Annotated in this window: 24 protein-coding genes; 14 read left to right on the forward strand and 10 right to left on the reverse strand. The window is 69.4% G+C overall.

Annotation, left to right across the window (positions count from 1 at the left end; all coding sequences use genetic code 11):
* Positions 1-65: 65 nt before the first annotated feature.
* Positions 66-557, reverse strand: a complete 492-nt coding sequence (gene dut / locus J4H86_RS00505; RefSeq protein WP_236541226.1) for a dUTP diphosphatase — start codon at positions 555-557, stop codon at positions 66-68.
* Between the two features lie 128 nt (positions 558-685).
* On the reverse strand, positions 686-3,256 hold the full coding sequence (gene valS, locus J4H86_RS00510) for a valine--tRNA ligase (RefSeq protein WP_236541227.1): 2,571 nt from the start codon (positions 3,254-3,256) through the stop codon (positions 686-688).
* Between the two features lie 157 nt (positions 3,257-3,413).
* Here valS and J4H86_RS00515 point away from each other — a divergent pair, with 157 nt between their 5' ends.
* Positions 3,414-3,686 (forward strand): DUF4235 domain-containing protein, encoded by a 273-nt coding sequence (locus J4H86_RS00515; RefSeq protein WP_236541228.1) that lies wholly within the window; start codon positions 3,414-3,416, stop codon positions 3,684-3,686.
* A 155-nt stretch (positions 3,687-3,841) separates the two neighbouring features.
* Here the strand turns inward: J4H86_RS00515 and J4H86_RS00520 are convergent, their stop codons facing one another.
* From J4H86_RS00520 to J4H86_RS00530, 3 genes are all read right to left on the reverse strand, one after another.
* Positions 3,842-4,141: a DUF4193 domain-containing protein gene (locus tag J4H86_RS00520; RefSeq protein WP_236541229.1), complete on the reverse strand. Its 300-nt coding sequence runs from the start codon at positions 4,139-4,141 to the stop codon at positions 3,842-3,844.
* A gap of 447 nt (positions 4,142-4,588) precedes the next feature.
* Complete coding sequence (locus J4H86_RS00525) at positions 4,589-5,770, reverse strand: sensor histidine kinase (protein ID WP_236543840.1); 1,182 nt, start codon at positions 5,768-5,770, stop codon at positions 4,589-4,591.
* A 129-nt stretch (positions 5,771-5,899) separates the two neighbouring features.
* Positions 5,900-6,553 carry a response regulator transcription factor gene (locus J4H86_RS00530; RefSeq protein ID WP_236541230.1) on the reverse strand — a complete coding sequence of 218 codons (654 nt, stop codon included), beginning with the start codon at positions 6,551-6,553 and terminating at the stop codon, positions 5,900-5,902.
* A 523-nt stretch (positions 6,554-7,076) separates the two neighbouring features.
* Here J4H86_RS00530 and J4H86_RS00535 point away from each other — a divergent pair.
* On the forward strand, positions 7,077-7,247 hold the full coding sequence (locus tag J4H86_RS00535) for a hypothetical protein (protein ID WP_236544208.1): 171 nt from the start codon (positions 7,077-7,079) through the stop codon (positions 7,245-7,247).
* Positions 7,248-7,386: 139 nt separating this feature from the next.
* Here J4H86_RS00535 and J4H86_RS00540 read toward each other — a convergent pair whose 3' ends face one another.
* Positions 7,387-8,232: an inositol monophosphatase family protein gene (locus tag J4H86_RS00540; protein ID WP_394356493.1), complete on the reverse strand. Its 846-nt coding sequence runs from the start codon at positions 8,230-8,232 to the stop codon at positions 7,387-7,389.
* Between J4H86_RS00540 and J4H86_RS00545 the strand changes: the two genes are divergently transcribed.
* Positions 8,231-8,587: a hypothetical protein gene (locus J4H86_RS00545; protein WP_236541231.1), complete on the forward strand. Its 357-nt coding sequence runs from the start codon at positions 8,231-8,233 to the stop codon at positions 8,585-8,587. The genes J4H86_RS00540 and J4H86_RS00545 overlap by 2 nt on opposite strands.
* Before the next feature lie 61 nt (positions 8,588-8,648).
* On the opposite strand, the gene J4H86_RS00550 is transcribed toward J4H86_RS00545, so the two are convergent.
* Positions 8,649-9,698 carry a ferrochelatase gene (locus J4H86_RS00550; RefSeq protein ID WP_236541232.1) on the reverse strand — a complete coding sequence of 350 codons (1,050 nt, stop codon included), beginning with the start codon at positions 9,696-9,698 and terminating at the stop codon, positions 8,649-8,651.
* 331 nt (positions 9,699-10,029) lie between these two features.
* Here J4H86_RS00550 and sepH point away from each other — a divergent pair, with 331 nt between their 5' ends.
* Together sepH and J4H86_RS00560 are read left to right on the forward strand one after the other, a co-directional pair.
* Positions 10,030-11,202, forward strand: a complete 1,173-nt coding sequence (gene sepH / locus J4H86_RS00555; protein WP_236541233.1) for a septation protein SepH — start codon at positions 10,030-10,032, stop codon at positions 11,200-11,202.
* Between the two features lie 55 nt (positions 11,203-11,257).
* A complete protein-coding gene (locus J4H86_RS00560) occupies positions 11,258-11,989 on the forward strand; it encodes a PIG-L deacetylase family protein (RefSeq protein ID WP_236541234.1) in 732 nt (243 codons plus the stop codon).
* A gap of 25 nt (positions 11,990-12,014) precedes the next feature.
* On the opposite strand, the gene J4H86_RS00565 is transcribed toward J4H86_RS00560, so the two are convergent.
* Positions 12,015-13,109, reverse strand: coding sequence for a serpin family protein (locus J4H86_RS00565; RefSeq protein ID WP_236541235.1), 1,095 nt, complete (start codon positions 13,107-13,109; stop codon positions 12,015-12,017).
* A gap of 206 nt (positions 13,110-13,315) precedes the next feature.
* On the opposite strand from J4H86_RS00565, the gene J4H86_RS00570 reads away from it, so the two are divergent.
* The gene (locus tag J4H86_RS00570; RefSeq protein WP_236541236.1) at positions 13,316-14,077 is read left to right on the forward strand and encodes a DUF3159 domain-containing protein; all 762 of its coding nucleotides are present in this window, start codon (positions 13,316-13,318) and stop codon (positions 14,075-14,077) included.
* Between the two features lie 3 nt (positions 14,078-14,080).
* On the opposite strand, the gene J4H86_RS00575 is transcribed toward J4H86_RS00570, so the two are convergent.
* Positions 14,081-14,245, reverse strand: coding sequence for a hypothetical protein (locus J4H86_RS00575; protein WP_236541237.1), 165 nt, complete (start codon positions 14,243-14,245; stop codon positions 14,081-14,083).
* Between the two features lie 215 nt (positions 14,246-14,460).
* Between J4H86_RS00575 and J4H86_RS00580 the strand changes: the two genes are divergently transcribed.
* The 5 genes from J4H86_RS00580 to J4H86_RS00600 all read left to right on the forward strand — a co-directional run bounded on the left by J4H86_RS00580 (position 14,461) and on the right by J4H86_RS00600 (position 21,595).
* Positions 14,461-15,729, forward strand: a complete 1,269-nt coding sequence (locus J4H86_RS00580; protein ID WP_236541238.1) for a class I SAM-dependent RNA methyltransferase — start codon at positions 14,461-14,463, stop codon at positions 15,727-15,729.
* A 109-nt stretch (positions 15,730-15,838) separates the two neighbouring features.
* The gene (locus J4H86_RS00585) at positions 15,839-16,765 is read left to right on the forward strand and encodes an LLM class F420-dependent oxidoreductase (protein WP_236541239.1); all 927 of its coding nucleotides are present in this window, start codon (positions 15,839-15,841) and stop codon (positions 16,763-16,765) included.
* Between the two features lie 154 nt (positions 16,766-16,919).
* Positions 16,920-19,643, forward strand: coding sequence for an aconitate hydratase AcnA (gene acnA, locus J4H86_RS00590; protein WP_330932530.1), 2,724 nt, complete (start codon positions 16,920-16,922; stop codon positions 19,641-19,643).
* A gap of 435 nt (positions 19,644-20,078) precedes the next feature.
* Positions 20,079-20,249: a hypothetical protein gene (locus J4H86_RS00595; RefSeq protein WP_236541241.1), complete on the forward strand. Its 171-nt coding sequence runs from the start codon at positions 20,079-20,081 to the stop codon at positions 20,247-20,249.
* Positions 20,250-20,389: 140 nt separating this feature from the next.
* On the forward strand, positions 20,390-21,595 hold the full coding sequence (locus J4H86_RS00600) for an ROK family transcriptional regulator (protein WP_330932466.1): 1,206 nt from the start codon (positions 20,390-20,392) through the stop codon (positions 21,593-21,595).
* 99 nt (positions 21,596-21,694) lie between these two features.
* Here J4H86_RS00600 and J4H86_RS27195 read toward each other — a convergent pair whose 3' ends face one another.
* Positions 21,695-21,826 (reverse strand): hypothetical protein, encoded by a 132-nt coding sequence (locus J4H86_RS27195; RefSeq protein WP_269134510.1) that lies wholly within the window; start codon positions 21,824-21,826, stop codon positions 21,695-21,697.
* Between J4H86_RS27195 and J4H86_RS00605 the strand changes: the two genes are divergently transcribed.
* From J4H86_RS00605 to J4H86_RS00615, 3 genes are all read left to right on the forward strand, one after another.
* Positions 21,825-22,892, forward strand: a complete 1,068-nt coding sequence (locus J4H86_RS00605) for a sugar ABC transporter substrate-binding protein (RefSeq protein ID WP_236541242.1) — start codon at positions 21,825-21,827, stop codon at positions 22,890-22,892. The two genes, J4H86_RS27195 and J4H86_RS00605, sit on opposite strands and share 2 nt — an antisense overlap.
* 103 nt (positions 22,893-22,995) lie before the next feature.
* Positions 22,996-23,778 (forward strand): ATP-binding cassette domain-containing protein, encoded by a 783-nt coding sequence (locus tag J4H86_RS00610; protein WP_236543842.1) that lies wholly within the window; start codon positions 22,996-22,998, stop codon positions 23,776-23,778.
* Entirely contained in the window at positions 23,775-25,034 is a 1,260-nt protein-coding gene (locus J4H86_RS00615) for a sugar ABC transporter permease (RefSeq protein WP_236541243.1), read from the forward strand. Before J4H86_RS00610 ends, J4H86_RS00615 begins: the two co-directional genes overlap by 4 nt.
* The last annotated feature ends 59 nt before the right edge of the window (positions 25,035-25,093 follow it).

The raw sequence follows: 25,093 nt of genomic DNA on the forward strand, positions 1-25,093 counted from the left end.
ACCTACTCTGTCTCGCTGCCGCTGGTTCACTGCCTCCGACCGAGGGCCCGGTCGGCACTACCGGGTCACGCGCCGTCGTGCCCGCCGGTCGACCCAAAGCCGTCAGTACCCCGGACCGAGGAGGGCAGTGTGGAGACCTCGTTGAACGTGGCGCGTTCCACCCGCTGGATCACGAGTTGCGCGATCCGATCACCACGCTGGAACCGTACCGACCGCTCCCGGTCGGTGTTCAGCACGGTCACCTGGATCTCGCCTCGGTAGCCGGCGTCCACCGTGCCCGGGGCGTTGACCACGGTCACGCCGTGCCGTGCGGCCAGGCCGGATCTGGGATGCACGAAGGCCGCGTACCCCTCGGGTAGGGCGATGGCGAGCCCGGTTCCGACCTTGGCGCGTTCACCGGGGCCAAGCTCGACGTCGGTGGTGGTGACCAGATCGGCCCCAGCGTCCCCCGGATGGGCGTATCCCGGGAGCGGGACCTCGGGATCGACCCGGCGCACCAGCACCTCCACGGGAGGCACGGTCACGGCGGGCTCGGTGACAGAACTGTTGACGGACATCACAGCCCATCACCCTACCCCTGCCGTGGAGCGAGCGACGTCGCTCGCCCCACGGCAGAGGTCCCCCGGTGCTGGCCACCGAGGAACCCACGGCGAGGCCACGAACGTGGCCTCGGTGACGCGCGCCGTCACAGAACGACGTCGACGGAGAGGTCGTTGTCGTCGGCGCGAAGCTCCAGCCGCCCCACGTGGCCCGCGGCGGTGAGGTCCCCCTCCGCGACGGCGACGTTGGCCGCCGCCTTGCCGCTGACCACGACCTCGCTCACCTCGGCCCGCATCGACAGCTTGGCCTCGGACTTCGCCTTGCGCACCGCGCGCAACACCTCCGCCGTCGCGGCGAGGACCGCCGGGTCACCGTTGCCCGCCGCCGCGCGGATCTCGGTCGCACCGGGCCACGGCTGGACGTGCACCGATCCCTCCTGCCACCAGGACCACACCTCCTCGGCGACGTAGGGAAGGAACGGTGCGAAAAGGCGGTGCAGGGTCGACAACGCGATCAACAGGGCGGCGCGGGCCGACGCGCCGCCGGCACTGTCGGACTCGTAGGCCCGGGCCTTGACCAGTTCCAGGTAGTCGTCGCAGAGCTCCCAGAAGAAACGCTCGGTACGCTCCAGCGCCCTGGTGTGGTCATAGGAGTTCAACGCGGTGGTCGCGTCGGAGACCACCTCGGCCAAGGCCGCGAGCATGGCGCGGTCCAGCGGTTCGGTCACCCGCTCGGCGTCCATGGCCTGGTCGTCGTCGCCGGCCGCCTGGGCCGCGACCGACAGGGCGAACCGGCTCGCGTTGAGGATCTTGATGGAGAGGCGACGCCCCACCTTCATCTGGCCCTCGTCCAGTGCGGTGTCCGTCCCCAGCCGGCCGCTCGCCGCCCAGTAGCGGATGGCGTCGGAGCTGTAACGCTCCAACAGGTCCAGGGGAGTCACCACGTTGCCCTTGGACTTCGACATCTTCTTGCGATCGGGATCCAGGATCCAGCCCGAGATCCCGGCGTTGCGCCACGGAAGCGAGCCGTTCTCGAAGTGCGCCCGCACCACGGAGACGAACAGCCACGTACGGATGATGTCCTGGCCCTGGGGCCGCAGATCCATCGGGAACACCCGATTGAACAGGTCGGGGTCGTGCTCCCATCCCCCGGCGATCTGAGGGGTCAACGACGACGTCGCCCAGGTGTCAATGACGTCGGGGTCTCCCATGAAGCCGCCCGGCTGGCCCCGCTGGGACTCCTCGAAGCCCGCGGGGGTGTCCGAGCTGGGGTCAACGGGCAGCTCCGACTCCTGGGGAAGGATCGGGGCGTCGTAGTCGGGGTTGCCCTCCGCGTCCAACGTGTACCAGACGGGGAAGGGGATGCCGAAGAACCGCTGGCGGCTCACGAGCCAGTCGCCGTTGAGGCCACCCACCCAGTTCTCGTACCGCACGCGCATGTGGTCGGGGTACCAGGTGAGCTCCCGGCCCCGCTCCAGTAGTTCTTCGCGGAGCTGGTCGTCACGCCCCCCGTTCTTGATGTACCACTGACGGGTGGTGACCACCTCGAGTGGACGCTCACCCCGCTCGTAGAACTTCACGGGGTGGGTGATGGCGCGTGGCTCGCCGTCGAGGTCACCCGACTCGCGGAGGAGTTCGACGATGCGTTCGCGCGCGGTGTGCGCGGTCGCTCCGGCCAGGGTGGCGTAGGCCTCCCGTCCCCGTTCGGAGTCGATCCCCTCGGGGGCCTCGGCCACGATTCGCCCGTCCCGGCCGATGATGGCACGGGTCGGCAGCCGGAGCTCCCGCCACCACGTCACGTCGGTGATGTCACCGAAGGTGCAGATCATCGCGATGCCTGACCCCTTGTCGGGATCGGCCAGCGGGTGGGCGTGGACCTCGACATCGACGTCGAACACCGGCGATCGCACCGTGGTGCCGAACAGGTGGGCGTAGCGACCGTCGTCAGGGTGCGCCACGAGGGCGACGCAGGCCGGAATCAGCTCGGGTCGCGTGGTCTCGATGTGCACCGGTGTGCCGTCAGGGCGATGGAAGGCGACCCGGTGGTAGGCGCCAGGACGCTCCCGCTCCTCCAGCTCGGCCTGAGCGACCGCCGTGCGGAAGGTGACGTCCCACAGGGTCGGCGCCTGGGCCAGGTAGGCCTCCCCCCGCCGCAGGTTGCGCAGGAAGGCGCGCTGGGACACCGTGCGGGAGTGGTCGTCGATGGTGGCGTAGGTGTAGCGCCAGTCGACGCTCAGGCCCAGCCGGCGCCAGACGTGTTCGAAGACCTTCTCGTCCTCGACGGTGAGCTGCTCGCACAACGCGATGAAGTTGCGCCGCGAGATCGGGACCTGCCGCTTGGGGTCCGGCTTCTCCGGTGGGGTGAAGTCGGGGTCGTAGGGGAGGGAAGGGTCGCACCGCACCCCGAAGTAGTTCTGCACCCGACGCTCGGTGGGGAGGCCGTTGTCGTCCCACCCCATGGGGTAGAAGACGGCCTTGCCCAGCATGCGCTGGTACCGCGCGACGATGTCGGTGTGGGTGTAGGAGAACGCGTGTCCGATGTGCAGCGACCCCGACACCGTGGGCGGCGGGGTGTCGATCGAGTAGACGTCGGCCCGGTCGCGAGACCGGTCAAAGTGGTAGACACCGGACTCGTCCCATACCGTGGCCCATTTGTCCTCGATCCCTTCGAGTGAGGGCTTGTCGGGCACACTGAAAGAACGAGATCGCTGGGTCATGGGTCAATGGTATGGCGATCGGGACCCTGCTCGCACGGTGATCGTCTCCCGTTGGACGCGCCGCCCGCCGCGACCGTGCCCGGCCCCCGGGCCGTGGCAGGATCGTGGAAGAAGTGGAACGGCCGGACGCCGGCGCCAGACACAGAAAGTGGAACACATGGGAGACAACGACGGGGATCGGACGACAGCCATCGTCGGCTGGGTCGCCGGTATGGCGGCCGGGTTCGTCGCCCGGAAGGCGATCGCCTACGCCTGGACCCGCGCGACGGGCAAGGAGCCGCCGAACGATCCGCAGTCACCGGAGGTGAGCCTCGGTGAGGCGATCGGCTGGGCCGTGGTCACGGGCGTCTGCATCGAGACCGCGCAGATTCTCGCGGTCCGCGCCGCGCGCCGTCGCCTGCGGCAGCCGAGCGGGGAAATCACCAGCTAGGAGTTCCAGGCCGGAGTCTGGTGTGTCGCCCACGGCGCGTTGGCGTCGCGTGGCGCCCTTCCGCCGCCCCCACGGCAGGAAGGTGGGCGTGTGCGGTGGGCACCGTTCGAGCCGAACGGCATCCACCGCGCACGCCCTTACCTCGCGCGTCGGCGTCAGGCCGCACATTCCCGGCAGATCAGCTTGCCGTTGCGTTCCTCGGCGAGCTGACTGCGGTGGTGGACCAGGAAGCAACGCGAGCAGGTGAACTCGTCGGCCTGTCGCGGCAGGACACGTACCGACAGTTCCTCGTCAGAGAGATCAGCCCCCGGCAGTTCCATCCCCTCGGCGACCTCGTCGGGATCGACGTCGATCGTTCCGGTGCCCTTGTCGGAGCGCCGAGCCTGGAGTTCCTGAAGACTGTCCTCGCTGATCTCCTCATCGGTCTTGCGCGGGTTGTCGTAATCCGTGGCCATCGTGCTGTTCTCCATCCCCCTCAAGTCGAGAAGCTCTCGTCGCGCGGTTCTAACGCTTGGCAGACGTCTGTTGTGCCCGTTTCAGCAAGAAAATTGCCTCGACGTAAGCTGACTGTGACTCGCGTTCCCCCCGCCGAATGCCTCAGGGAGCATACCTACCCCTGGGAGTGCTTCGGTCCACCACCAGCCGTGTCGTTGGTCGCGCTGTCGAAGACCCGTACCCGGGCCGGATGTGGCCACCGCGTCCACCGCTCTCCGCGTGTCCCGCTCACCTCGAAGTGTGACCGGTCTGACACTCCGCGCGTTCGTTCTCGCGCCCCCCGCGTGTCGCCGGGACGTCGTCGCCGGGGACACGAATCAGCTCTCGGCGTAGGCGGATGGGCGGACCGCGCCACCGCCGTGTGTCACTGGGGTTGCGATGGCGTTGCCGGCGGGCGCGTCCGTGCGTCAGTGCGTCGCCGCGGGGAACCGCACCGTCACCACGAGGCCACCGCCCGGGCGGGGCCACGCCTGAAGCTCCCCACCGTGGGCGCGGACGACGGAACGGACGATGGACAACCCGAGGCCCGCGCTCTTGCTGGATCGTGTGCGGTCGGGGCTGCCCCGGCTGAAGGGTTCGAAGAGCCCGGCGACCTCGTAGTCGGCGATCACCGGTCCCGGGTTCTCCACCTGTAGTGCCGGAGCGCCGTCCTGACGCCCCACCCGGATGATGATCTCCCCGTCCTCGCCACGGTTGTAGCGGGCCGCGTTCTCGACGAGGTTGGCCACCAACCGCTCCAACAGCACCGGGTCGCCAGTCAGCGGGGCGCTGTGCAGTTCCTCCCGCACGGTGATGTTGGCGTCGCTGACGTCGGCGGAGAGCTGGGACACGACCTGGGTCGCGATCTCCCTGAGGTCCACGAGTGTGCGTTCGGAGAGTTCGTTCTCGCTCTTGGCGAGGAGCAGAAGTCCCTCGATCAGGCGCTCGTGGCGTGAGTTGGTCTCCAGCAACGTGTGTCCGACCGTCTTGAGGTCGGGCGAGACGTCCGCGTCCGCCAGGGCGACCTCGAGTAGCGTGCGGTTGATCGCCAGTGGGGTCCGCAGTTCGTGCGACGCGTTCGCCACGAACCTGCGCTGCCCCGCGAAGGCGCGGTCGAGCCGCTCCAGCATGTCGTCGAACGTGTCCGCCAGCTCCCGGATCTCGTCGTCCGGCCCACCGAGAGCGATGCGCTCGTGGAGGGAACGCTCGGAGAGGCGCCGCGCCGTCCGTGTGATCCGCTTCAGTGGGGACAGGGCGCGGCCCGCGACCGCGTAACCGAGGACGAGCGCGATGATCCCGACCGCGAGCAGGGCGATCACGGAGTTGCGGGTGAGGTCCTGCAGGACACTGTCGATGATTCCCTGCCGGAAGTCGTCCTGGTAGGCCTCGTCTGGCATGAAGTCGCCGACCATCACCCGCAGGTCCAGTCCGTACAGCGTCTGGGCCACGATGACGTAGTTGACGATCACGAGCAGGGAGCCCGCCGCGAAGAACAACAGGCCGTAGATCAGCGTCAGCCGCGCCCGGAGGGTGATCTTGTCCGGCTTGTAGGTGGCGTCGGTGCTGTCCCCGGCCGCCGACGGCGCCCCCGTCGCCGAGACGCGCCACATCGGTCCGGACCCGGTCGTGGACCGTGTCACGGGGCTGTCGCCACCCGAGCCGGAGGAGTCCCAGCCCGACGACGTCGAACCACGCGATCCTGCCACCGACACCGCCCCTCTCGTCTGCTCCCGGGATGATCAGACCTGGTAGCCCACTCCGGGAACTGTGTGGACAACGGGCGGGTCGCCCAGTTTCTTCCGCAGCGTCATCACCGTGACCCGCACGACGTTGGTGAAGGGGTCCGCGTTCTCGTCCCAGGCCTTCTCCAGGAGCTGTTCGGCGCTGACCACACCCCCGTCGGCCCGCATCAGCACCTCGAGCACCGCGAACTCCTTCGGCGTCAGCGCGACGTCGTGGCCGTCACGCTCCACCGAGTGGGTCAGTGGGTTGAGGGTGATGCCCGCCCGTTCCAATACTGGGGGCAGCGGGCGTCCGCTGCGCCGGGCGAGCGCCCGTACGCGGGCGAGGAGTTCGGCGAAGGCGAACGGCTTGGCGAGGTAGTCGTCGGCGCCGAGCGCGAGTCCCTCGACCTTGTCGCTGATCTCGCCGGACGCGGTCAACATGAGGATCCGTCCGGGATAGCTGTCGTTGACGAGGAATCGGCAGACCTCGTCACCGTGCATCCCGGGCAGGTCGCGGTCGAGGACGACGACGTCGTACTCGTTGACCAGGGCCCGGTCCAGCGCGCTGTCCCCGTCGTAGACCGTGTCCACCGCGATCGACTCCTGGCGAAGGCCCTTGGCCACAGCGTCCGCCAGTACCTGTTCGTCCTCCACCACAAGAACTCGCACGCTGTCCATTCTCCCACTGAAACGGCGAGGGGCCGGGTGCGTACACACCCGGCCCCGTCACGAGCCGCTGCCGGCGCATCCCCCAACACACCGGCAGCGGCGACTACTCCCGACAACGCGACCCTGGTTCGGGACCGGGGTGCCTCGGGAAGATCTGCCAGAAAGGCGCCGCTGCCGGCGCATCCCCCAACACACCGGCAGCGGCGACAACCCCGCACATCTCAAACGTGACACATCCAGGATAAGAACGAGATAAGAAGGCCCCGGACGGCCGCCGATGTGGCATAGAGCACCGGTTGTTGGTCAAGCCGTCACGGTTCCTTGGTTCGCGCGTGTTTGGGGAGAGGGATCGGGGGTAGAGCATCAGGCCGCGGGCGAGAACATCGCGATCGGCCACCCCACCGAGCGGGCCCGAGAGGCTCCCGTAGCCTGGAGTGGCGGGAGCGGTTCGCCGCCCGCGACGCCCCAGGTAAGTGAGGAAGCTGCGACTCAACGGTGAGCGCAGACCGACGACACAAGCGAGGTGACATTGGGCGAGTTCCTGTCGGAGATCCGGGTACGCATCCACGAGACCCACCGTTCGCTCCAAGCGGCCCGTGCCGCAGGAGACGAGTTCCTGGCCGACACGCACGTGTCGGAGCTGGAAGACCTGCATCGCATCGCCGCGCGCAACGGTGTCGAGGTCAGCGGCTGACGGTCGCAGATGTACCGCGGACGGGCCCCGTCCTCTCGGGTGCCCGCCGCGGCGGCGGGCACCATGGCGGTAGCGCGGCGCTTCATCACCCACGGTGGCCCTCCGGAGCGCTTCCGGGGCTCGGGGCGCGCGCCGTGGGTCAGCCGTCGGAATCCGCCGCCAGCGGCTCCAGCACCGAGCAGAGGTCGTCGAACAGCGCGCCCGGCGCCGCGATGGTCAGGTCCTCGTTGGGTCCCCGGCCGCGCAGACCCCCCACGGTGATCCCGGCCTCCTGGGCGATGAGGGTCGAGGCCGCCCAGTCCCAGTGGTTCAGACCGCGTTCGTAGTAGCCGTCGATCTCGCCGACCGCCACACCACAGACGTCCAGAGTCGACGCGCCGGCCCGACGAATGTCACGGACCCGTGGCAGCACCGAACGAAGGACCTCGGCCTGGTGCGCCCGCCGATGGGCGGCGTAGCCAAAGCCGGTGGCGAGCAAAGCGCGTTGCAGCGGCGGGGCCGGACGCGCCCGGAGGGGCTCGGTGCCTCGGAACGCTCCGCCGCCGACGGTGGCCCGATAGACCTCACCACGAATCGGCGCGTGCACTACGCCGGCGACCACCTGTCCCTCCACCTCAGCGGCGACGCTGACCGCCCAGTCCTGGCGTCCGTACAGATAGTTCACGGTGCCGTCGATGGGGTCCAGGATCCAGCGCACGCCGCTGCCGCCCCGCGAGTCCCCCTCCTCCTCGCCCAGGACGGAGTCGTCGGGGCGGGCCGACAGCAACCGGTCCCGCAGCAATCGCTCGGCGGCGCGGTCCATGTCCGTCACCACGTCGGTCGGCGTCGACTTCGTCCCCAGGACGTGAACGTCGCGTTGTCCCCGCGCCGTCAGTTCCGCGGCCTCGCCCGCCGCCTCCAAGGCCAGCGTCATCAGCTCGTCCGGATCCACCTCGGCCACAGTTCGTCCCTTCGTGAGTTGTTCCCCCCGGTACCGTGTTCCCATGAGCACGTCCGGTACCCCCTACGACCGTCACTCCCTGCTACGACAGGCCCATGTAGACGGACTGCTCGTCTACCACGAGGACGACAGCACCGACGACGCCTACGTGGTCACCACGGCGGACGACCGCCCGATGACCCTCACCGCGTCTGACGTGCGGCCGTTCTGCCGTGGCCTGTTGGCCGGGTTCCGGTCCGCGGCCGCCGAGCGGGAACTCGATCTCGCGCTGCTGCTCGCGGCGACGGCGGCCGGCGGACAGTGCAAGTACTGTGGTGCGCCACTGTCGTCCTCGGAGTCCGTGCGCTGCAACGTGTGCGGCAAGTCGCAGCTCCAGGGCGAGGAGGACGCGGAGGACTGACGTCGGGCGCCTGGTCCGCCACCCGCCACCGTGGTCTCCGTGGGACACGCGGGGGCTCGACTCACCGTGGGAGACAGCACCGCGACGCGTCCGCGTCCCGCGGGCAGGCGTCGAGGTCGCTGAGCCCGACCCGGTGCGCGCCGGTCGCCTGGCGTTCGGCCACCAGCTCGCGAACCATGGAGACGAACCGCGGATGGGTGCCCGGGGCGAGGGCGCGCGCGAGGTGGACCCCCAGGCGGCTCGCCGTCTCGGCAGCCTCCACGTCCAGATCGAACTTGATCTCCATGTGGTCGGAGACGAAGCCGTGCGGAACCACGACGACGGCGCGTACGCCGTCCTTGGCCAGCTCCTCGAGCCGGTCGTTGATGTCCGGCTCGAGCCACGGGTGGCTCGGCGGCCCACTCCGACTCTGGTAAACGAGTTCGTAGGGGTGGTTCCCGCCGACCCGTTCGGTGATCAAGCGGGCGGAGTCGCGCAACTGGGCCACGTAGGCCCCGCCCGGCCCCAGCTCCAGCGCGGGATCACCGCTGGCGGCGGCCATCGCGGTGGGAATGGAGTGGGCGCTGAACAGCAGGGTCGCCTCCCCGCGCACCTCCTCCGGCAGTGTGTCCAACGCCCGACGGGTGTGGTCCACGAACGCGTCGATGAACCCCGGGTGGTCGCTGTAGGGCCGGATGAGGTCGATCTGTGGCGGGGTGTCCCCCCCGTCGCGCACGGCGTCCTGGGCGCGCTGGATGTCCTCCAGATACTGGCGGTGGCTGGAGTAGCTGCTGTGCGCCGATGTGGAGAACGCGACCGCGCGCCGCACACCGTCGCGTGCCATGGTGGCGACGGTTTCGGCCAGCATCGGGTGCCAGTTGCGGTTGCCCCAGTACAGGGGCAGTCCGACGCCGTTGTCGGCGAAGTCCGCCCGGATCGCGGTGACCAGATCCCGACACTGCTGGTTGATCGGGCTCACCCCCCCGAACCGGAAGTAGTGTTCGCCGACCTCTTCCAGCCGCTCCCGCGGGATGTTTCGCCCTCGCGTGACGTTCTCGAGGAAGGGGACGACGTCCTCCATCCTTTCCGGTCCACCAAAGGAGAGCAGCAGGAACGCGTCGTAGGACTCCATGGTCACAATGTAACCGTCGGTTTCCGCCGTTCGTGCCTGGGGCGAGGAACGCCGCCGGGCGCGGCCCAGCCCGGAGGGCCGGGTACGATCCACACGTTCCTGGCCTCGGACAACGGGATAGGTGAGAGAAACCGCCTGCGCTGTCCCAGTACCTACGGAGACGATCAGATGGCACGATAGAACCACCCTGCCCCTTCTCCACACCCGGCTCGCAACCAAGCCCTTGGACATGCCGGTCGTGGTGCTGGCCGATCTGACCAATGCAGACGAGACTGAGGACATACCGGCGGACCCAGAAGACACATCCCGGCGGAACGCGGAAGGGAACGCGATGCAAGAACTACGCCTCGTCGCAGTGAGCGAGGATGGCGCGTTCTTAGTGCTGGCCAGCACCGGCAGGGGCACGCGTTTCATGCTGCCGGTCGACGACCGCCTACGCGCAGCGGTACGCGGCCAGTTCTCTCGCCTCGGCCAGTTCGAGATCGAAGTGGAGAATCCCTTGCGGCCGAAGGAAATCCAGGCCCGGATCCGGTCCGGTGAGACGGCGGAGGCGATCGCCGAACTCTCCGGACTGCCGATAGATCGCGTTCGCTGGTTCGAAGGGCCGGTCCTGCAGGAGCGCGAGTACATGGCCCAGCAGGCCCAACGGGCCGTGGTGCGTACCCCCGGGGACGCGACACCTGGACCGACGCTCGGTGACCTCGTTTCCTCGCGCATCGGCCAAACCCAGATGGACAGCGGCGAGGCCGTCTGGGACTCCTGGAAACGGGAGGACAACACCTGGCGCGTGCGGCTCGCCTACACCGAACGTGGCGAGGATCTGGTGGCGCACTGGTCCTACGACCCGCGCCGGCGCAGCGTCGCCCCAGAGGATGACGAGGCCGCGCGGTTCAGCCGGCCCGACGCCGCGGAGGAGCCGGCTCCCGACACCAACGTCGCCTTCTTCCAGCCACGGCGGCCCGCCGAGCCCCACGTGCCCGCCGACCCCGCACCGGCACGGCGGCCCGTGCCACCGGACGCCGTGGGGCCGCTCGCCCCACCACCGATCCCGCTCATCGACGGGCCGAGCGTCGTCACACCGTTGACCGAGGAGCGTCCCTCGGCGGAACACCCGGACCCCTCCGGCCCCGCCGAGCGAGAGGACGAGGCTGACGTCGAGGCGGGTGCCGTCGCCGACCCGGCGCCGGTCGCCGAGCCCGAAACTGTCGCGCCACCAGCCCCCGAACCGGAGCCGGCGCCTGCCGCGGCCGAGGAGGTCCCACCGGTCGTCGAGCCCGAGCGTGAGGTCGTGGAACCACCGGTGGACCCCGCCGCCGAGGCGCCGCCCGCTCCAGCGAAGCGGGCACGCGCACCCATCACCGCCGCGGCGGCGGGAACCAAGACCGCCGCGGCCGCGACGGGTGACAGCGCGGCGTCGCGACGTCAACGCGCCAAGGGACGGGGACGGCGCGCCTCGGTCCCGTCCTGGGACGAGATCATGTTCGGATCCCGCAAGTCCGAGTGACGAGACCCGGGCGCCACGGTCGCGTGGCTCCCGGGAACCCGCCTAGGCTTGCGTCATGAGTGACGTTGCGGAACTTCAGGACATGGACAACACCTGGGAGCGCGCGCTGGCGGTGGTGGCGCACCCCGACGACCTCGAGTTCGGCGCCTCCTCCGCGATCGCGCGGTGGGTCGCCGAGGGCAAGCACGTCGCGCAACTGCTCGTGACGCGGGGCGAGGCGGGCATCGACACCCTGCCGCCCGCCCAGTGCGCCCCCCTGCGTATGGCCGAGCAGCGTGCCGCCGCCACGGCGGTCGGGGTGGAGTCCGTGGAGTTCCTGGACTTCCGCGACGGCCTCCTCGAGGGGGGCCTCGACCTCCGCCGCGCGCTCGCCCGTGCCATCCGGATCGAACGCCCCGAGGTGATCGTCTCCCTCAACTTCAGAGAGAGTTTCGGTCCCGGCAGCGGCTTCAACCACGTCGACCACCGAGTCCTCGGCCCCGCCCTACTCGACGCGGTCCGCGACGCCGCCAACCGGTGGGTCTTCCCCGAGCTGACCAGTGAGGACCTCCTCCCCTGGGACGGCGTCCGGTTCGTCGCCTTCGCCAACTCACCCGACAGCACCCACTACGTGGAGATCACCGAGGAGAACCTCGCCGCGGGGATCGCCTCCCTCGACGCCCACGAGGTTTACCTCGCGAACCTCTCCGGGTTCGACCAGAAGTCGTTCCTCCGCCAGATCGCGGAGGAGAGCGGCGCCCGGGTGGGTCTGCCGCTCGCGACACCCTTCGAGGTCATCCCCACCTAGCTGTAGCTCGTCGATCTGGCGTGGGTCAGGCGGCGGGGTCCTTGGGGTCGGTGACGGTACCGAGGAACAGGATCGCGCCGCGGCGGCGCAGCACGAAGTGGAAGGGGCGGTCCGCGGTGAACTCCACCGGAGATCCAACCGCCGCGGCCAGGGTGGCCACCGCCGCGGTGGCGGCGGCGCCGACGGCGCCTTCCTCGTCCACGGTGAGCTTGGCCTCGTGGATGACCTGGTCCAGACGCAGGGGAGTGGTGGAGATTCCGGAGAGATCGGCCGTGGGGCCGAAGGCGGACCGGACACCGCAGGCGTCCAGGGCGGAGGTGAGACGCGCCTTCCAGGTGAGGTCGAAGCGCGGGAGGGCGAGGCGGACCTCGGTGGCGCGGCGCGCGCGGGCGAGTTCTTCGAGGTCCCGGGTTGTCAGGGGACGAGTGGAGAGAGACGCCTCGCGCGGCAGGATCACGTCCATCGCCAGGTCGTCTTGCCCGGGCAGTGTCACCATCTGCCAGTGTCCGGTTCGGGCGTGCCCCAGGCGTCCTTGACGGTGCATCATCGCGACGCCGTGGGTGCCGGTGGGGGAGTGGAACGGGCGGGTCCGCGTCTTGGCCTGGCGGAACGGTACGGCCCAGCGCATCCGCACCCACAGCGCGTTGACGAGGACCGCCAAGGTGTCGGGGGTGACGTCGCCGGATGCCAACAGCCGGGGGATCAAGCCACGGGTCGTGGCCGAGACGTCGGCGTTGATGGTGCGGATCGCCCCGGCCGGATCCTCCCGGAAGTCGGCGTTGTGCACGCCGGTGTCGGGTCGTCGGCGCATCCGCGTCGCGAAGTCGGGAACCAGCGGTGCGTCGGCGGAGACCCACAGACCGGTGTTCGTGGTGAGTTCGGCCCCGTCCTGCACGGCGTCGTCCAGTGCCGAGAGATGGGCGGCGACGTCGTGGCCGAGTAGCGATTCCAGTTCCGCGCGGGTGGTGCCGCCCGCGCCGACCGTGATCAACGTGAGGGCGGCGGCCACGGAGTAGGGGGACCAGACGAGATCTCTCTGGCCACCGGGGTCGATCGCCGCGCCCAGACGGGTCGCGAACTCCACGTGCTCAGGGTGCGGCGTGGCGTCGGGTTTTCTCATCCGTGCTGTCCCGTCCTCGTCGATGATGTGGGTCAGGCTACGCGCAGGCGCGTCCCGGCGGAACGCCGTCGCGGTGTGTCCTCGCGGCGTCTTCCCCGGGGTTCGGACGCGGGCGGGGACGATCGGTGCCACGCGGACGAACACTCAACGGGGACGTCGTCGTTGCCCTAGGCTGGATCGGAGGGGTCCACCAGATGAGGAGACGCATGCCCGAACAGCGGCGGGACGACGACGGCGCCGAGCGCCCGAGCGTCACCGAAGGCACCGTGGAGCAGGTCATCCGCGCCCAACTCGCCAAGGCCCTCGGCGGGAAGCGGGGCATGGCCGAGGCAGCGGTACCCACGGTGTTGTTCACGGTCAGCTACCTGTTGCTGCGCGACCGCCCGGGGGTTCCGAGCCTGGGTGTTCTGGAGAACCCAGCCCTGGAGTGGGCGATCGGGCTCGGTCTCGTCGCCGCCGGCGCTCTGGCCGTGCTCCGCCTGGCGCAACGTGGCTCCCCGCAGTTCGTGTTCAACAGCCTGGTCGGGATCGCCATCGCCTCGGTGTTCGCCTCGGTCAGCGGTGAGGCCGAGGCCGCGTTCCTCCCCGGCATCATCTACAACTCGATCTACGCGGTCGTGTTGGTGATCAGCATTCTCGTTCGCTGGCCGGCGGTCGGAATGATCATCGCCGGGATCACGGGCGACCTGAGCAGTTGGCGCGCCAACCCCCACGTACTGCGGTTGTGCTCCCGCCTGACCTGGCTGTTGGTGATTCCGTGCGTGATCCGGGTCGCCATCCAGGCGCCGCTCTACGCCGCGGCGGGGGCCTCGGACGCCGCCTTCGCGGCACTGGGGACCAGCAAGATCGTGTTGGGCTGGCCACTTCAGGTCGCGGGGTTCGCCGCGATGGTGTGGCTGTTGTCGCGCAACCGCACTCCCATGGGTGACACCACCGGTAGCGGGGACCTGGGAGCCCAGATTCGCTAGCCGCTACATGGTGGCGACGATGCAGCCGGTGACGATGATCCCGGTGATGAGGATGACGCCGCAGCCCATCAGGTACTCGGTCGCGTCGATCAGGAAGCCGATGATACTGAGGATCACGAGGACGACCGCGGCGATGCCGATCGTCACGCCCATGATGAATGTTTCCATCAACCCCACCGTTTCCGACCGCGCGTCGTCGGGAGTCTTCCCCATCCATCCCGAGATCAGTGCCGTTTCCCGTCACATACGGCGATCCGGTAAGTGAACACTGACCGTGGGGACAGAGGGTCGCGGCGGTGGCGTCCTCGTCGTGGCACCAGTCGTGGTGAGCTCGGCTAGAGTGGCGGCGGCCCGGTGCGCGGGCTGTCCTAGGGGAGGTTCAGTTGAGCAAGGTGGGCACCGAGCTGGAGCTCGCGGTCGACGGGGTTGCCCACGGTGGCTGGTGCGTCGGCCGGATCGAGCAGCAGGTCGTCTTCGTCCGACACGCCCTCCCCGGCGAGCGGGTCCGTGTGCGGGTCACCGAGGAGACCGCGCGCTTTCTCCGCGCGGACGTGGTCGAGGTCGTCGACCCCTCGCCCGAGCGTGTTACCCCTCCCTGCCCCTACGCCGGTCCCGGTCGGTGCGGAGGCTGTGACTGGCAGCACGCCTCACTGGCCGAGCAGCGCAGGATCAAGGCGCGTGTCGTCACCGAACAGCTACGCCGGATCGCCGGGATCCAGCTACCGGAGTTCGAGGTCGAGGAGATCCCGGGAGCCGACGACGGATTGGGCTGGCGTACCCGCGTGCGCTACGCCGTCAACGCCGAGGGGCGCGCCGGCTTCCGACGGCACCGATCCCACGACGTCCAGACCGTCGACGACTGCCTGATCGCCCACTCGGGCGTCCGGGAACTCGGTGTCACCCGACTGCCCTGGCCCGGGATCCGCGAGATCGAGGCGACGGCGTCGGCCACCACCGCGGACCGCGCCGTGGTGGTGACCCCCGAAGGCGCGAAGCTGCCCACTCTGCCCCAGCTCGAGACCTCCTCGGCCGTGCTGCGCCGGTTCAAGGGCGGACGCACACAACAGGTGCGCGGTCGCCGGGGCGTGCGAGAACACGTCGGTGGGCGGGAATGGCGGATCAGCGCTGGCGGGTTCTGGCAGGGACACCCCGGCGCGGCCGGCGTGCTCAGCGAGGCCGTGCTCGCCGCGCTGGAGCCCAAGCCGGGAGAGGCCGCCCTGGACCTCTACTGCGGCGCGGGGCTCTTCGCCGGCGCGCTGGCCGAGGCCGTCGGCCCGGAGGGACGGGTCCTCGCGGTCGAGCGTGACCCCCAGGCGGTGCGCGACGCCGAACGCAACCTGCGTGACCTGCCCAACGTCCAGGTCGAGGTGGGCGACGCCGCGTCGCGGCTGCGCGGTTGGGCCGACCTGCGGGGGTCGACGACCACCGCGGTCCTCGACCCGCCGCGTGCCGGTGCTGGTTCCGCCGTGGTCGCCGGACTGAGCGCCGTGGGCGCGCGCCGCGTCGCCTACGTCTCCTGTGACCCCGCGACCCTGGCCCGTGACCTGGCCGCCTTCGCGAAGTCAGGGTTCCGCCTGAACCAGCTCCGGGCCTTCGACGCTTTCCCCATGACGCATCACGTGGAGTGCTTGGCCGAGCTGGTCAGGGAGTAGTCCACGGCACCGCCGGACCGGCGCGCGCGTCACCGGTGCGTCGACTTCCCGCCGGTCCCTTGGCCCGCCCTTGAGTCGGGCCGGGGACGAGAGCTGGCAGGATGGGCACATGCGACTGCGGATCTTCACCGAACCCCAGCAGGGGGCGAGCTACGACACGCTGCTCTCCGTGGCCAAGGCCGCGGAGGAACTTCGGTTCGACGCCTTCTTTCGGTCCGACCACTATCTGAGGATGGGTGGGGGCGGCGGGCTCCCTGGGCCGACCGACGCGTGGATCACCCTGGCCGGTATCGCCCGGGAGACGTCCACCATCCGTCTCGGCACGCTCATGACCGCGGCGACCTTCCGGCACCCCGGGACGTTGGCCATCAGCGTCGCCCAGGTCGACCAGATGAGCGGGGGACGGGTTGAGTTCGGGCTGGGGGCGGGCTGGTACGAGGAGGAACACTCCGCCTACGGGATCCCGTTCCCGACCTCGCCACGAGACCGGTTCGACCGCTTCGAGGAGCAGCTCGCCGTCATCACCGGTCTATGGCGGACGCCCGTCGGCGAGCGCTTCGACCACGCCGGCGAGCACTACCAGCTCACCGACTCTCCGGGCCTGCCCAAGCCGGCCCAGAGCCCTCCCCCCGTGCTCATCGGCGGGAAGGGTCCCCGTCGCACCCCTCGCCTCGCGGCGGCCTACGCCGACGAGTTCAACGTGCCGTTCAGCAGCGCGGAGGAGACCGAGGCCGCCTTCGGTCGAACGCGCGACGCCGTGCGGGCGGCGGGGCGCACCACCCCGATGACCTACTCCGCGGCGCAGGTGGTGTGCTGCGGCAAGGACGACGCCGAGGTCGCGCGCCGGGCCGCCGCCATCGGGCGGGAGGTGGACGAGCTGAAGGAGAACGGGCTGACGGGCAGCCCCGCCGAGATCGTCGACAAGCTGGGCAGCTTCGCCGAGATCGGGGCGGAGCGGATCTATCTGCAAGTGCTGGACCTTTCCGATCTCGACCATCTGGAGCTGATCGCCTCGGCGGTCGCTCCACAGCTCTGAGTCGGAGTGAACCAGCCGTATTACTCAACAGTAACTTGATGTCGAGATACATGTCCGATAGCTTGACGTCAAGACACTGGAGATGGTGGGTCCGCGTCCTGTGCTGCCCACCAGGAAATCCGGAACGAAGTGGCGAACTGGGGAGGCGATGACCGTGTCTGTGAACAGCTTCGGCAGTCGGGACACGCTCCGCGTCGGTGACGCGTCGTATGAAATCTTCCGACTCGACGCTGTGGAGGGCTCCGCGCGGCTTCCCTACAGCCTGAAGGTCCTGTTGGAAAACCTGCTGCGCACGGAGGACGGTGCGAACATCACCGCCGACCACATCCGTGCCCTGGGGCAGTGGGATCCGGGTGCTGAGCCCACCCAGGAGATTCAGTTCACCCCTGCGCGGGTGATCATGCAGGACTTCACCGGGGTCCCGTGCGTGGTGGACCTGGCGACCATGCGCGAGGCCGTCCGCGACATGGGCGGTGACCCGGACAAGATCAACCCGCTGGCCCCCGCCGAGCTGGTGATCGACCACTCCGTCGTCGTCGACCTCTTCGGGCGTCCCGACGCCTTCGAGCGCAACGTCGAGATCGAGTACGAGCGCAACTACGAGCGCTACAAGTTCCTGCGCTGGGGCCAGACCGCGTTCGACGAGTTCAAGGTCGTCCCGCCCGGCACCGGAATCGTGCACCAGGCCAACATCGAGCACCTCGCGCGGGTCACGATGGACCGGGGCGGCCAGGCCTACCCCGACACCTGTGTCGGCACCGACTCCCACACCACGATGCAGAACGGCCTGGGAATCCTGGGCTGGGGCGTTGGCGGTATCGAGGCGGAGGCGGCGATGCTCGGCCAGCCGATCTCGATGCTCATCCCGCGCGTGGTCGGCTTCAAGCTCACCGGCCAGCTCACGCCCGGGACCACCGCGACCGACCTCGTGCTGACCATCACCGAGAAGCTGCGTGAGCACGGTGTCGTCGGCAAGTTCGTCGAGTTCTACGGCGAGGGTGTCTCCTCGGTGCCGCTGGCCAACCGCGCCACCATCGGCAATATGAGCCCGGAGTTCGGCTCCACCGCGGCGATCTTCCCCATCGACGACGAGACCATCAGGTACATGCGTCTCACCGGCCGCTCCGAGCAGCAGGTGGCCCTGACCGAGAGCTACGCCAAGGCCAACGGCTTCTGGCACGACCCGGCCAACGAGCCGCAGTTCTCGGAGTACCTGGAGCTCGACCTCGCCGAGGTCGTTCCCTCCGTCGCCGGCCCGAAGCGCCCCCAGGACCGCATCGCGCTGTCCGCCGCGAAGCCGACCTGGCGCCACGACGTTCAGGACTACGTCTTCGAGGAGGCCGACGAGGCGGGCAAGGAGTCCTTCCCGGCCTCCGACGCTCCCGCCAACAGCGCCAACGGTGAGCGTCCGCACCGGCCGGTCGAGGTCACCCTGGCCGACGGCACCAGGACCGAGGTCGACCACGGCGCCGTCGTGATCGCCGCGATCACCTCGTGCACCAACACCTCCAACCCCTCGGTCATGCTGGGCGCCGCACTGCTGGCCAAGAAGGCCGTGGAGAAGGGGCTGTCCCGCAAGCCGTGGGTCAAGACCTCCATGGCCCCGGGCTCCAAGGTCGTCACCGACTACTACGAGCGGTCGGGCCTGACGCCCTACCTCGACAAGCTGGGCTTCAACCTGGTCGGCTACGGCTGCACCACCTGCATCGGCAATTCCGGTCCGCTGCCGGAGGCGATCTCCCAGGCGGTCCAGGACAACGACCTCGCGGTGACCGCGGTCCTGTCCGGCAACCGCAACTTCGAAGGCCGGATCAACCCCGACGTGAAGATGAACTACCTGGCCTCGCCGCCACTGGTGGTCGCCTACGCGCTGGCCGGGTCGATGGACATCGACATCACGACCGAGCCTCTGGGCGTCGGCGAGGACGGTGCGCCGGTCTACCTGGCCGACATCTGGCCGACCGCCGAGGAGATCCAGGAGGTCATGGACGCGGCGATCGCCTCGGACATGTACGAGGCCGCCTACGCCGACGTCTTCGCTGGCGACGACCGCTGGCGGGCGCTGCCCACGCCGACGGGCAACACCTTCGAGTGGGAGGGCGATTCGACCTACGTCCGCAAGCCTCCCTACTTCGACGGCATGGGTGAGTCCCCGGACCCGGTCACCGACATCGCCGGTGCCCGCGTCCTGGCCAAGCTGGGCGACTCGGTCACCACCGACCACATCTCCCCGGCCGGTGCCATCAAGCCGGGAACCCCCGCGGCCGAGTACCTCACCGGGCACGGAGTGGAGCGCAAGGACTTCAACTCCTACGGGTCGCGGCGTGGCAACCACGAAGTCATGATCCGTGGGACCTTCGCCAACATCCGCCTGCGCAACCAGATCGCGCCGGGTACCGAGGGTGGCTACACCCGGGACTTCACGCAGGACGACGCTCCGGTGTCGTTCATCTACGATGCCGCGCAGAACTACGCGGCCCAGGGAACGCCCCTGGTCGTCCTGGGGGGTAAGGAGTACGGCTCGGGATCCTCACGGGACTGGGCGGCCAAGGGAACGGCCCTGTTGGGCGTTCGTGCGGTGATCACCGAGTCCTACGAGCGGATCCACCGGTCCAACCTGATCGGTATGGGCGTGCTGCCGTTGCAGTTCCCCGCGGGCCAGTCGGCGGACTCACTGGGTCTCACTGGTGAGGAGACGTTCACGATCACCGGTGTCACCGCGCTGAACGAGGGTCGAGTGCCCCAGACCGTCCGGGTCTCCACCGACACGGGCGTGGCGTTCGACGCCGTCGTGCGCATCGACACCCCCGGCGAGGCGGACTACTACCGCAACGGCGGGATCCTTCCCTACGTGCTGCGTCAACTGATCACGAAGTAGTCGCGGGCGTCACGACGACGGGCGGGGGCACCCCATCATCACGATGGGGTGCCCCCGCTTTCGTTTCGCTCGGACGGCTCCCCGGGGTCGCGGGTGACCTGTCCCGCGTCCGGTGCGACTGATTCCGTCGTGCGTTCGACGGGAGCGTTACATCGGGGTGAGACGTTCCTACTCCCTCGGTGACATCGAGGTTTTTTCGGATTCACATCTGGCGCTCAGGATTTTCCAATGAGACCCTAATGTTGGGACGCATCAGCTACAGGTGCGCGGTTCGCCGAGCGGGATCGGACAACCGGCGCTGGACCGACACCGTCGGCTCGGCCCGTGCGTTCGGAGGATCGACACCTGGGTCGGATGACCGTCCGTGATGTGGCGGAGCGCGGGACCCCGCGCACCGCCCGACACGTGTACAGTCCGCCGAGACTTGGAGAAGCTATGACCGCCGAGACCCTCCGCAAGCTCGCAGCCACCGGCTTCATTTCCGGAATCGCCATCTTCGGCCTCGCCGCCTGCGACGACGCCGGCGGCGTCGACGACCCCGCGGTCGAGGACGACGGCGGCCTCGAGGAGGCCCCTGAGGATGGCATGGACGACGACGAGGGCTGACGCCTCCACACGTCGGGAAACGGTGCGGGACCTTGGGTCCCGCACCGTTTTTCGTGCGACGACACACGGGCTGGGAGAGCTTCGCGTTCAAGGCTTGTACGATCGGGACCTGAGAAGACGCTCCACTGTGAGGAGGCTGGGTGCCGACCGACGCGACTCCCGGGTCCCAGGCCGCTCTCAGAGCGGCCAACCGCCAACGCGTCGTGGACGCCCTCGACGAGGGAACACTCACCCAGGCACAGATCGCTCGGACCACCGGGCTGTCCGCCGCCACCGTGTCGAACATCGTGCGGGACCTCCGCGCCAACGGCACGGTCGCGGTCCGGCTGACGTCCGCCAACGGCCGTCGTGCCCGCGCGGTCAGCCTGGTCCGCCCCGCCGGCGCGGTGGGTGCGGTGACGTTCGAGGTGGACTGTATCGAGGCCGCCGTCGCCGACGGTCGAGAACGCGTCCTCGCCCGGGAGCGCATCCCCTATGACGTCGCCGCGGACCCGCTGCGGGGAGTGCGACGGGGTGCGTGGCTGCTGGAGACCGTGTTGAACGCGGCCCGCCTGGACCGAGCCTCGGTCGCGCGTGTCGTGGCCTCGGTTCCGGGGCCCGTCGACCTCGCCACCGGAGAGGTGGGGGCGACGTCCTGCATGCCGCGCTGGGTGGGCTTCGCACCCGGCGCGGCGTTAGGCGATCGGATTCGCCTGCCCGTGTCGGTGGAGAACGACGCCAACCTGTGTGCCCTCGCCGAACACCGCATGGGCGAGGCGCGGGGGTTGGACCACGTCCTCTACGTGCGGCTCACCCATGGGGTCGGAGCGGGTCTCATCGTGGCGGGCCAGCTCGTGCGCGGAGCGGGGGGAAGCGCCGGGGAGTTCGGGCACATCTCCCTGGACGAACGGGGGCAGGTGTGTCGGTGCGGCAACCGGGGGTGCCTGGAAACCCTGGCCGGTCCACCCTCCCTGGTGTCGATGGTGCCCAGCGGAGGCCCGGTGACGGTGGCGGATCTGATCGCCGGTGCCCATGCCGGCGATCCGGGCAGTCGGCGCATCGTGGCAGAGGCAGGAGCCGCGCTCGGACGGGGACTGGCGATCATGGCGACCGTGCTCAACCCGCAGTTGGTGGTGGTCGGGGGAGACATCGTCGCCACCGACGCGCTCCTCCTCGACCCCCTCCGCCGCAGTCTCGAACTCGGGGGCGTTGAGTACCGCGGTGCGGGATCTCCGCGTCGTCGCCGCGAGCGTCCGGGACGCTCCACTACGGGGAGCGCTGGCCCTCGCTCTGGCGTCCACCGCCGGGGGCTGAGGTCAGGCCACTCGTGCTCGTTGGCTCGTAGTGGCTCGGGCCTGCGGTCTTAGTGCGTTCAAGAATTGAACGTACTCACCGTGACTCTACGGTTATGAATTCAAGTCTTGACCTCAAGCTGAGGCGGGAGTTGACTGCGAACCACCAGCGCATCACGTGACGCGCATCACCCCCGGTGCCGCGCTCGTGGTGCGGTCCGTGCCCGAGCGGAGGGTGAGCAGAGTGGTCACGAGCACAACGGCGAGCAGGCGGGTACTGGGAGCGGCGGCCGGGGTGGCGGTCATGGGAATGATCGCCACCGGTTGCGGGGCGACCACCACGGGAGACGGGGGCGACGAATCGTCCGCCGACGTCGAGGAGGGCTTCACCATCGGGCTGCTGCTCCCCGACGAGCACACGGCGCGCTACGAGGCCTTCGACTACCCCTACTTCGAGGAGGCCGTCGGCGACCTGTGCCCCGCCTGTGAGGTCAACTACCAGAACGCCGCCCAGGACACCGACCGGCAACAAAGTCAGGTGGAGGCGATGTTGACCGAGGGGATCGAGGTCATGGTCCTCGACGCCGTCGACGCCGCGGGTGCGGGAACCATGGTGCAACAGGCCAAGGACCAAGGCGTGCCCGTGGTCGCCTACGACCGGTTGGCCGAGGGCGGTGTGGACACCTACGTCTCCTTCGACAACGTCCGTGTCGGTGAGGTCCAGGGTGAGGCCCTCTTGGAGCGACTGGAGGAGGACGACAGCGTCGACGACGGCCAGGTCGTCGTCATGCACGGGTCGCCCACCGACCCCAACGCCTCCAACTTCAAGGAGGGAGCCCTCTCCGTCCTGGCCGACGCCGTCGACATCGGCCAGGAGTACGACACCCCGGAGTGGTCACCCGACCAGGCACAGGAGCAGATGGACGCCGCGATCACCGCCATCGGCGCGGACGACATCGTGGGCGTGTACGCCGCCAACGACGGCCTCGCCGGAGGCGCGATCGCCGCCCTGCAGAGTGGCGGCGTGACCGACCTCCCACCGGTCACCGGTCAGGACGCCGAGCTCGCCGGGATCCAACGGATCGTGGCGGAGGAGCAGTACATGACCGTCTACAAGGCGATCCGACCCGAAGCCGACACCGCCGCGGAGATGGCGGTCGCGTTGGCGACGGGCGAGGAGTACTCCGGTGAGCACGAGATGACGGAGGTCGAGGACGGCGAAGGCAACGCCGTCCAGGCCGTCCTGCTGGACCCGATCCCCGTGACGCTGGACAACGTGATGGACACCGTCGTCGAGGACGGCTTCTACACCGTCGAGGACATCTGCGCCGACGCCTACGCCGACACCGACTTCTGCGCCGAGAACGGCTAGGCCGCGGTCCGCTCCGCCGCGGAGCCCACCGAGGCTCCGCCACGTTCGTGACCCCCTCAGGCGACCCCTGGTCGACGAAGGAGAACCATCTCGCATGCCTCCCGTGCCCCATCCCATCCTGGAACTCACCGGAGTCTCCAAACGGTTCGGCGCCGTCCAGGCGCTGAGTGACGTCGCGCTACGAATCGACGCCGGGGAGGTCGTCGCCCTCGTCGGAGACAACGGCGCGGGGAAGTCCACTCTGGTGAAGGCGATCGCCGGCGTCAGCCCCGCCGACACCGGGACGGTCCTCTGGAAGGGCCGTCCCGTCCGCATCACCAAGCCGGGCGACGCGCAGAACCTGGGGATCGCCACCATCTACCAGGACCTCGCTCTCTGCGACAACCTCGACATCGTGGCGAACCTCTTCCTCGGAACGGAGCACACGACGGCCGGCCTCCTGGACGAGCTGGAGATGGAACGCCGCGCCGCCGAACTCCTGGACTCGTTGTCGGTGCGGATCCCGAGCCTGCGCGTGCCCGTCGCCTCCCTGTCTGGTGGACAACGCCAGATCATCGCCATCGCTCGATCCCTGTTGGGCGAGCCGGAGGTCGTGTTGCTCGACGAGCCGACCGCGGCACTCGGAGTGGCACAGACGGCCCAGGTGCTCGACCTGATCGAGCGGATGCGGGACCGGGGGCTCGGAATCATCCTCATCAGCCACAACATGGCGGACGTGCGGGCGGTGGCCGATCGCGCCGTCGTGCTGCGCCTGGGCCGCAACGGTGGCGACTTCGCCCTGGACGACACCAACTACGAGGAGATCGTCGCGGCGATCACCGGAGCCGGTGACGACGTGGTCACCCGCAGGCCGCCCAGGGGCCAGATCGCAGAGGAGGGCCAATGACATCGGAGATCCAGTCCACCCCCGCCAACGGCTCGGGGCGCGCGGCCGATCCCCGTCTGGTGCGCGACCACGGCGCGGTGGGCGGGATCGCGGCGTCGTTGGTGCACCGGATCCGTGGCGGGGAACTGGGGCCGCTTCCCGTCATCGCGGGGCTGGCCGTCATCGCCGTCGTCTTCCAGTACCTGAACAGCTCCTTCCTCACCCCCCAGAACATCTCCAACATCGCCGTGCAGCTCGTGGGCTACGGACTCCTGTCCTCAGGCGTCATCATGGTGCTGTTGCTCGGCGAGATCGACCTGTCCATCGGTTCGCTCGCCGGAGTGTCCGGCGCGGTCCTGGCCGTGCTCACCGTCAATATGGGACTGTCCGACCTCGCCGGGATCATCCTCGCCGTCGTCGTCGGGGCGGCGATCGGCGCCCTGCACGGCACCGTCTTCGCCAAACTCGGTGTCCCCGCGTTCGTGGTCACCCTGGCCGGCCTACTCGGCTGGAAGGGAGCCCACCTCTACATCCTCGGGGCCGAGGGCACGATCAACATTCCCCGTGACGGCCTGATCGCCAGCCTCACCAAGACCTACTTCACCCCCGCCTACGGGTGGGCGATCGGTGTGGCCGCCGTCCTCGTCTTCCTCGCGGCGACCGTGTACGGCGAATGGCGCCGCGTCCACGCCGGCCTCGAGGCGCGTTCCGCGGCCGATGTCGCCCTGCGCACGACCGTCCTGGCCGTTCCGGTCCTCGGAGGGGTCTACGTCCTGAACCTTTGGAACGGGGTGCCTCTCGCGTTCCTCATCTTCGTGGGGTTCGTGGTCGTCTTCGACATCGTGCTGCGGCGAACCCGCTACGGACGAATGGTGTTCGCGGTCGGCGGCAACGCCGAGGCCGCGCGTCGCGCTGGCATCAACGTGGATCTCGTGCGCATTAGCTGCTTCACGCTCTCCTCCACCCTGGCCGCGATCGGCGGCGTCATGATCGTGTCGCGCAACAACGCCGTCAGCCAACAGACCGGCGGTGACGAAGTCCTGATGTTCGCCATCGCCGCCGCGGTCATCGGCGGGACGAGTCTGTTCGGCGGGCGGGGAAGCGCGTACTCGGCGTTGCTCGGCATGCTCGTCATCCAGGCGATCACCGCGGGGCTCTTCCTGATGCAGATGTCGGCCTCGGTCCGTTTCATGATCACCGCGGTGGTGCTTCTGGTCGCCGTCGTCCTCGACGCGATGACCCGACGCAGCCGACGGGTCCACGCCCGCGGCGGGTAGGCGCGGCCGGCAACCGGCTAGCGGTGTCGGGCCCCGCTCGCGAGACGCGGTTCCGGCCG

The organism is Spiractinospora alimapuensis (genome assembly GCF_018437505.1).
GTDB classification, from domain to species: Bacteria; Actinomycetota; Actinomycetes; order Streptosporangiales; family Streptosporangiaceae; genus Spiractinospora; species Spiractinospora alimapuensis.

Bases quoted from the DNA above. Each gene is read 5' to 3' on its own strand.
- J4H86_RS00605 (WP_236541242.1), top strand. From the start codon at position 21,825: ATGGGAATGATCGCCACCGGTTGCGGGGCGACCACCACGGGAGACGGG.
- J4H86_RS00545 (WP_236541231.1), top strand. From the start codon at position 8,231: ATGAGCACGTCCGGTACCCCCTACGACCGTCACTCCCTGCTACGACAG.
- J4H86_RS00570 (WP_236541236.1), top strand. From the start codon at position 13,316: ATGCCCGAACAGCGGCGGGACGACGACGGCGCCGAGCGCCCGAGCGTC.
- J4H86_RS00585 (WP_236541239.1), top strand. From the start codon at position 15,839: ATGCGACTGCGGATCTTCACCGAACCCCAGCAGGGGGCGAGCTACGAC.
- J4H86_RS00565 (WP_236541235.1), bottom strand. From the start codon at position 13,109: ATGAGAAAACCCGACGCCACGCCGCACCCTGAGCACGTGGAGTTCGCG.
- sepH (WP_236541233.1), top strand. From the start codon at position 10,030: ATGCAAGAACTACGCCTCGTCGCAGTGAGCGAGGATGGCGCGTTCTTA.
- J4H86_RS00615 (WP_236541243.1), top strand. From the start codon at position 23,775: ATGACATCGGAGATCCAGTCCACCCCCGCCAACGGCTCGGGGCGCGCG.
- dut (WP_236541226.1), bottom strand. From the start codon at position 557: ATGTCCGTCAACAGTTCTGTCACCGAGCCCGCCGTGACCGTGCCTCCC.
- J4H86_RS00560 (WP_236541234.1), top strand. From the start codon at position 11,258: ATGAGTGACGTTGCGGAACTTCAGGACATGGACAACACCTGGGAGCGC.
- valS (WP_236541227.1), bottom strand. From the start codon at position 3,256: ATGACCCAGCGATCTCGTTCTTTCAGTGTGCCCGACAAGCCCTCACTC.
- J4H86_RS00525 (WP_236543840.1), bottom strand. From the start codon at position 5,770: ATGTGGCGCGTCTCGGCGACGGGGGCGCCGTCGGCGGCCGGGGACAGC.
- J4H86_RS27195 (WP_269134510.1), bottom strand. From the start codon at position 21,826: ATGACCGCCACCCCGGCCGCCGCTCCCAGTACCCGCCTGCTCGCCGTT.
- J4H86_RS00520 (WP_236541229.1), bottom strand. From the start codon at position 4,141: ATGGCCACGGATTACGACAACCCGCGCAAGACCGATGAGGAGATCAGC.
- J4H86_RS00575 (WP_236541237.1), bottom strand. From the start codon at position 14,245: ATGGAAACATTCATCATGGGCGTGACGATCGGCATCGCCGCGGTCGTC.
- J4H86_RS00540 (WP_394356493.1), bottom strand. From the start codon at position 8,232: ATGGGAACACGGTACCGGGGGGAACAACTCACGAAGGGACGAACTGTG.
- J4H86_RS00550 (WP_236541232.1), bottom strand. From the start codon at position 9,698: ATGGAGTCCTACGACGCGTTCCTGCTGCTCTCCTTTGGTGGACCGGAA.
- J4H86_RS00595 (WP_236541241.1), top strand. From the start codon at position 20,079: ATGACCGCCGAGACCCTCCGCAAGCTCGCAGCCACCGGCTTCATTTCC.
- J4H86_RS00515 (WP_236541228.1), top strand. From the start codon at position 3,414: ATGGGAGACAACGACGGGGATCGGACGACAGCCATCGTCGGCTGGGTC.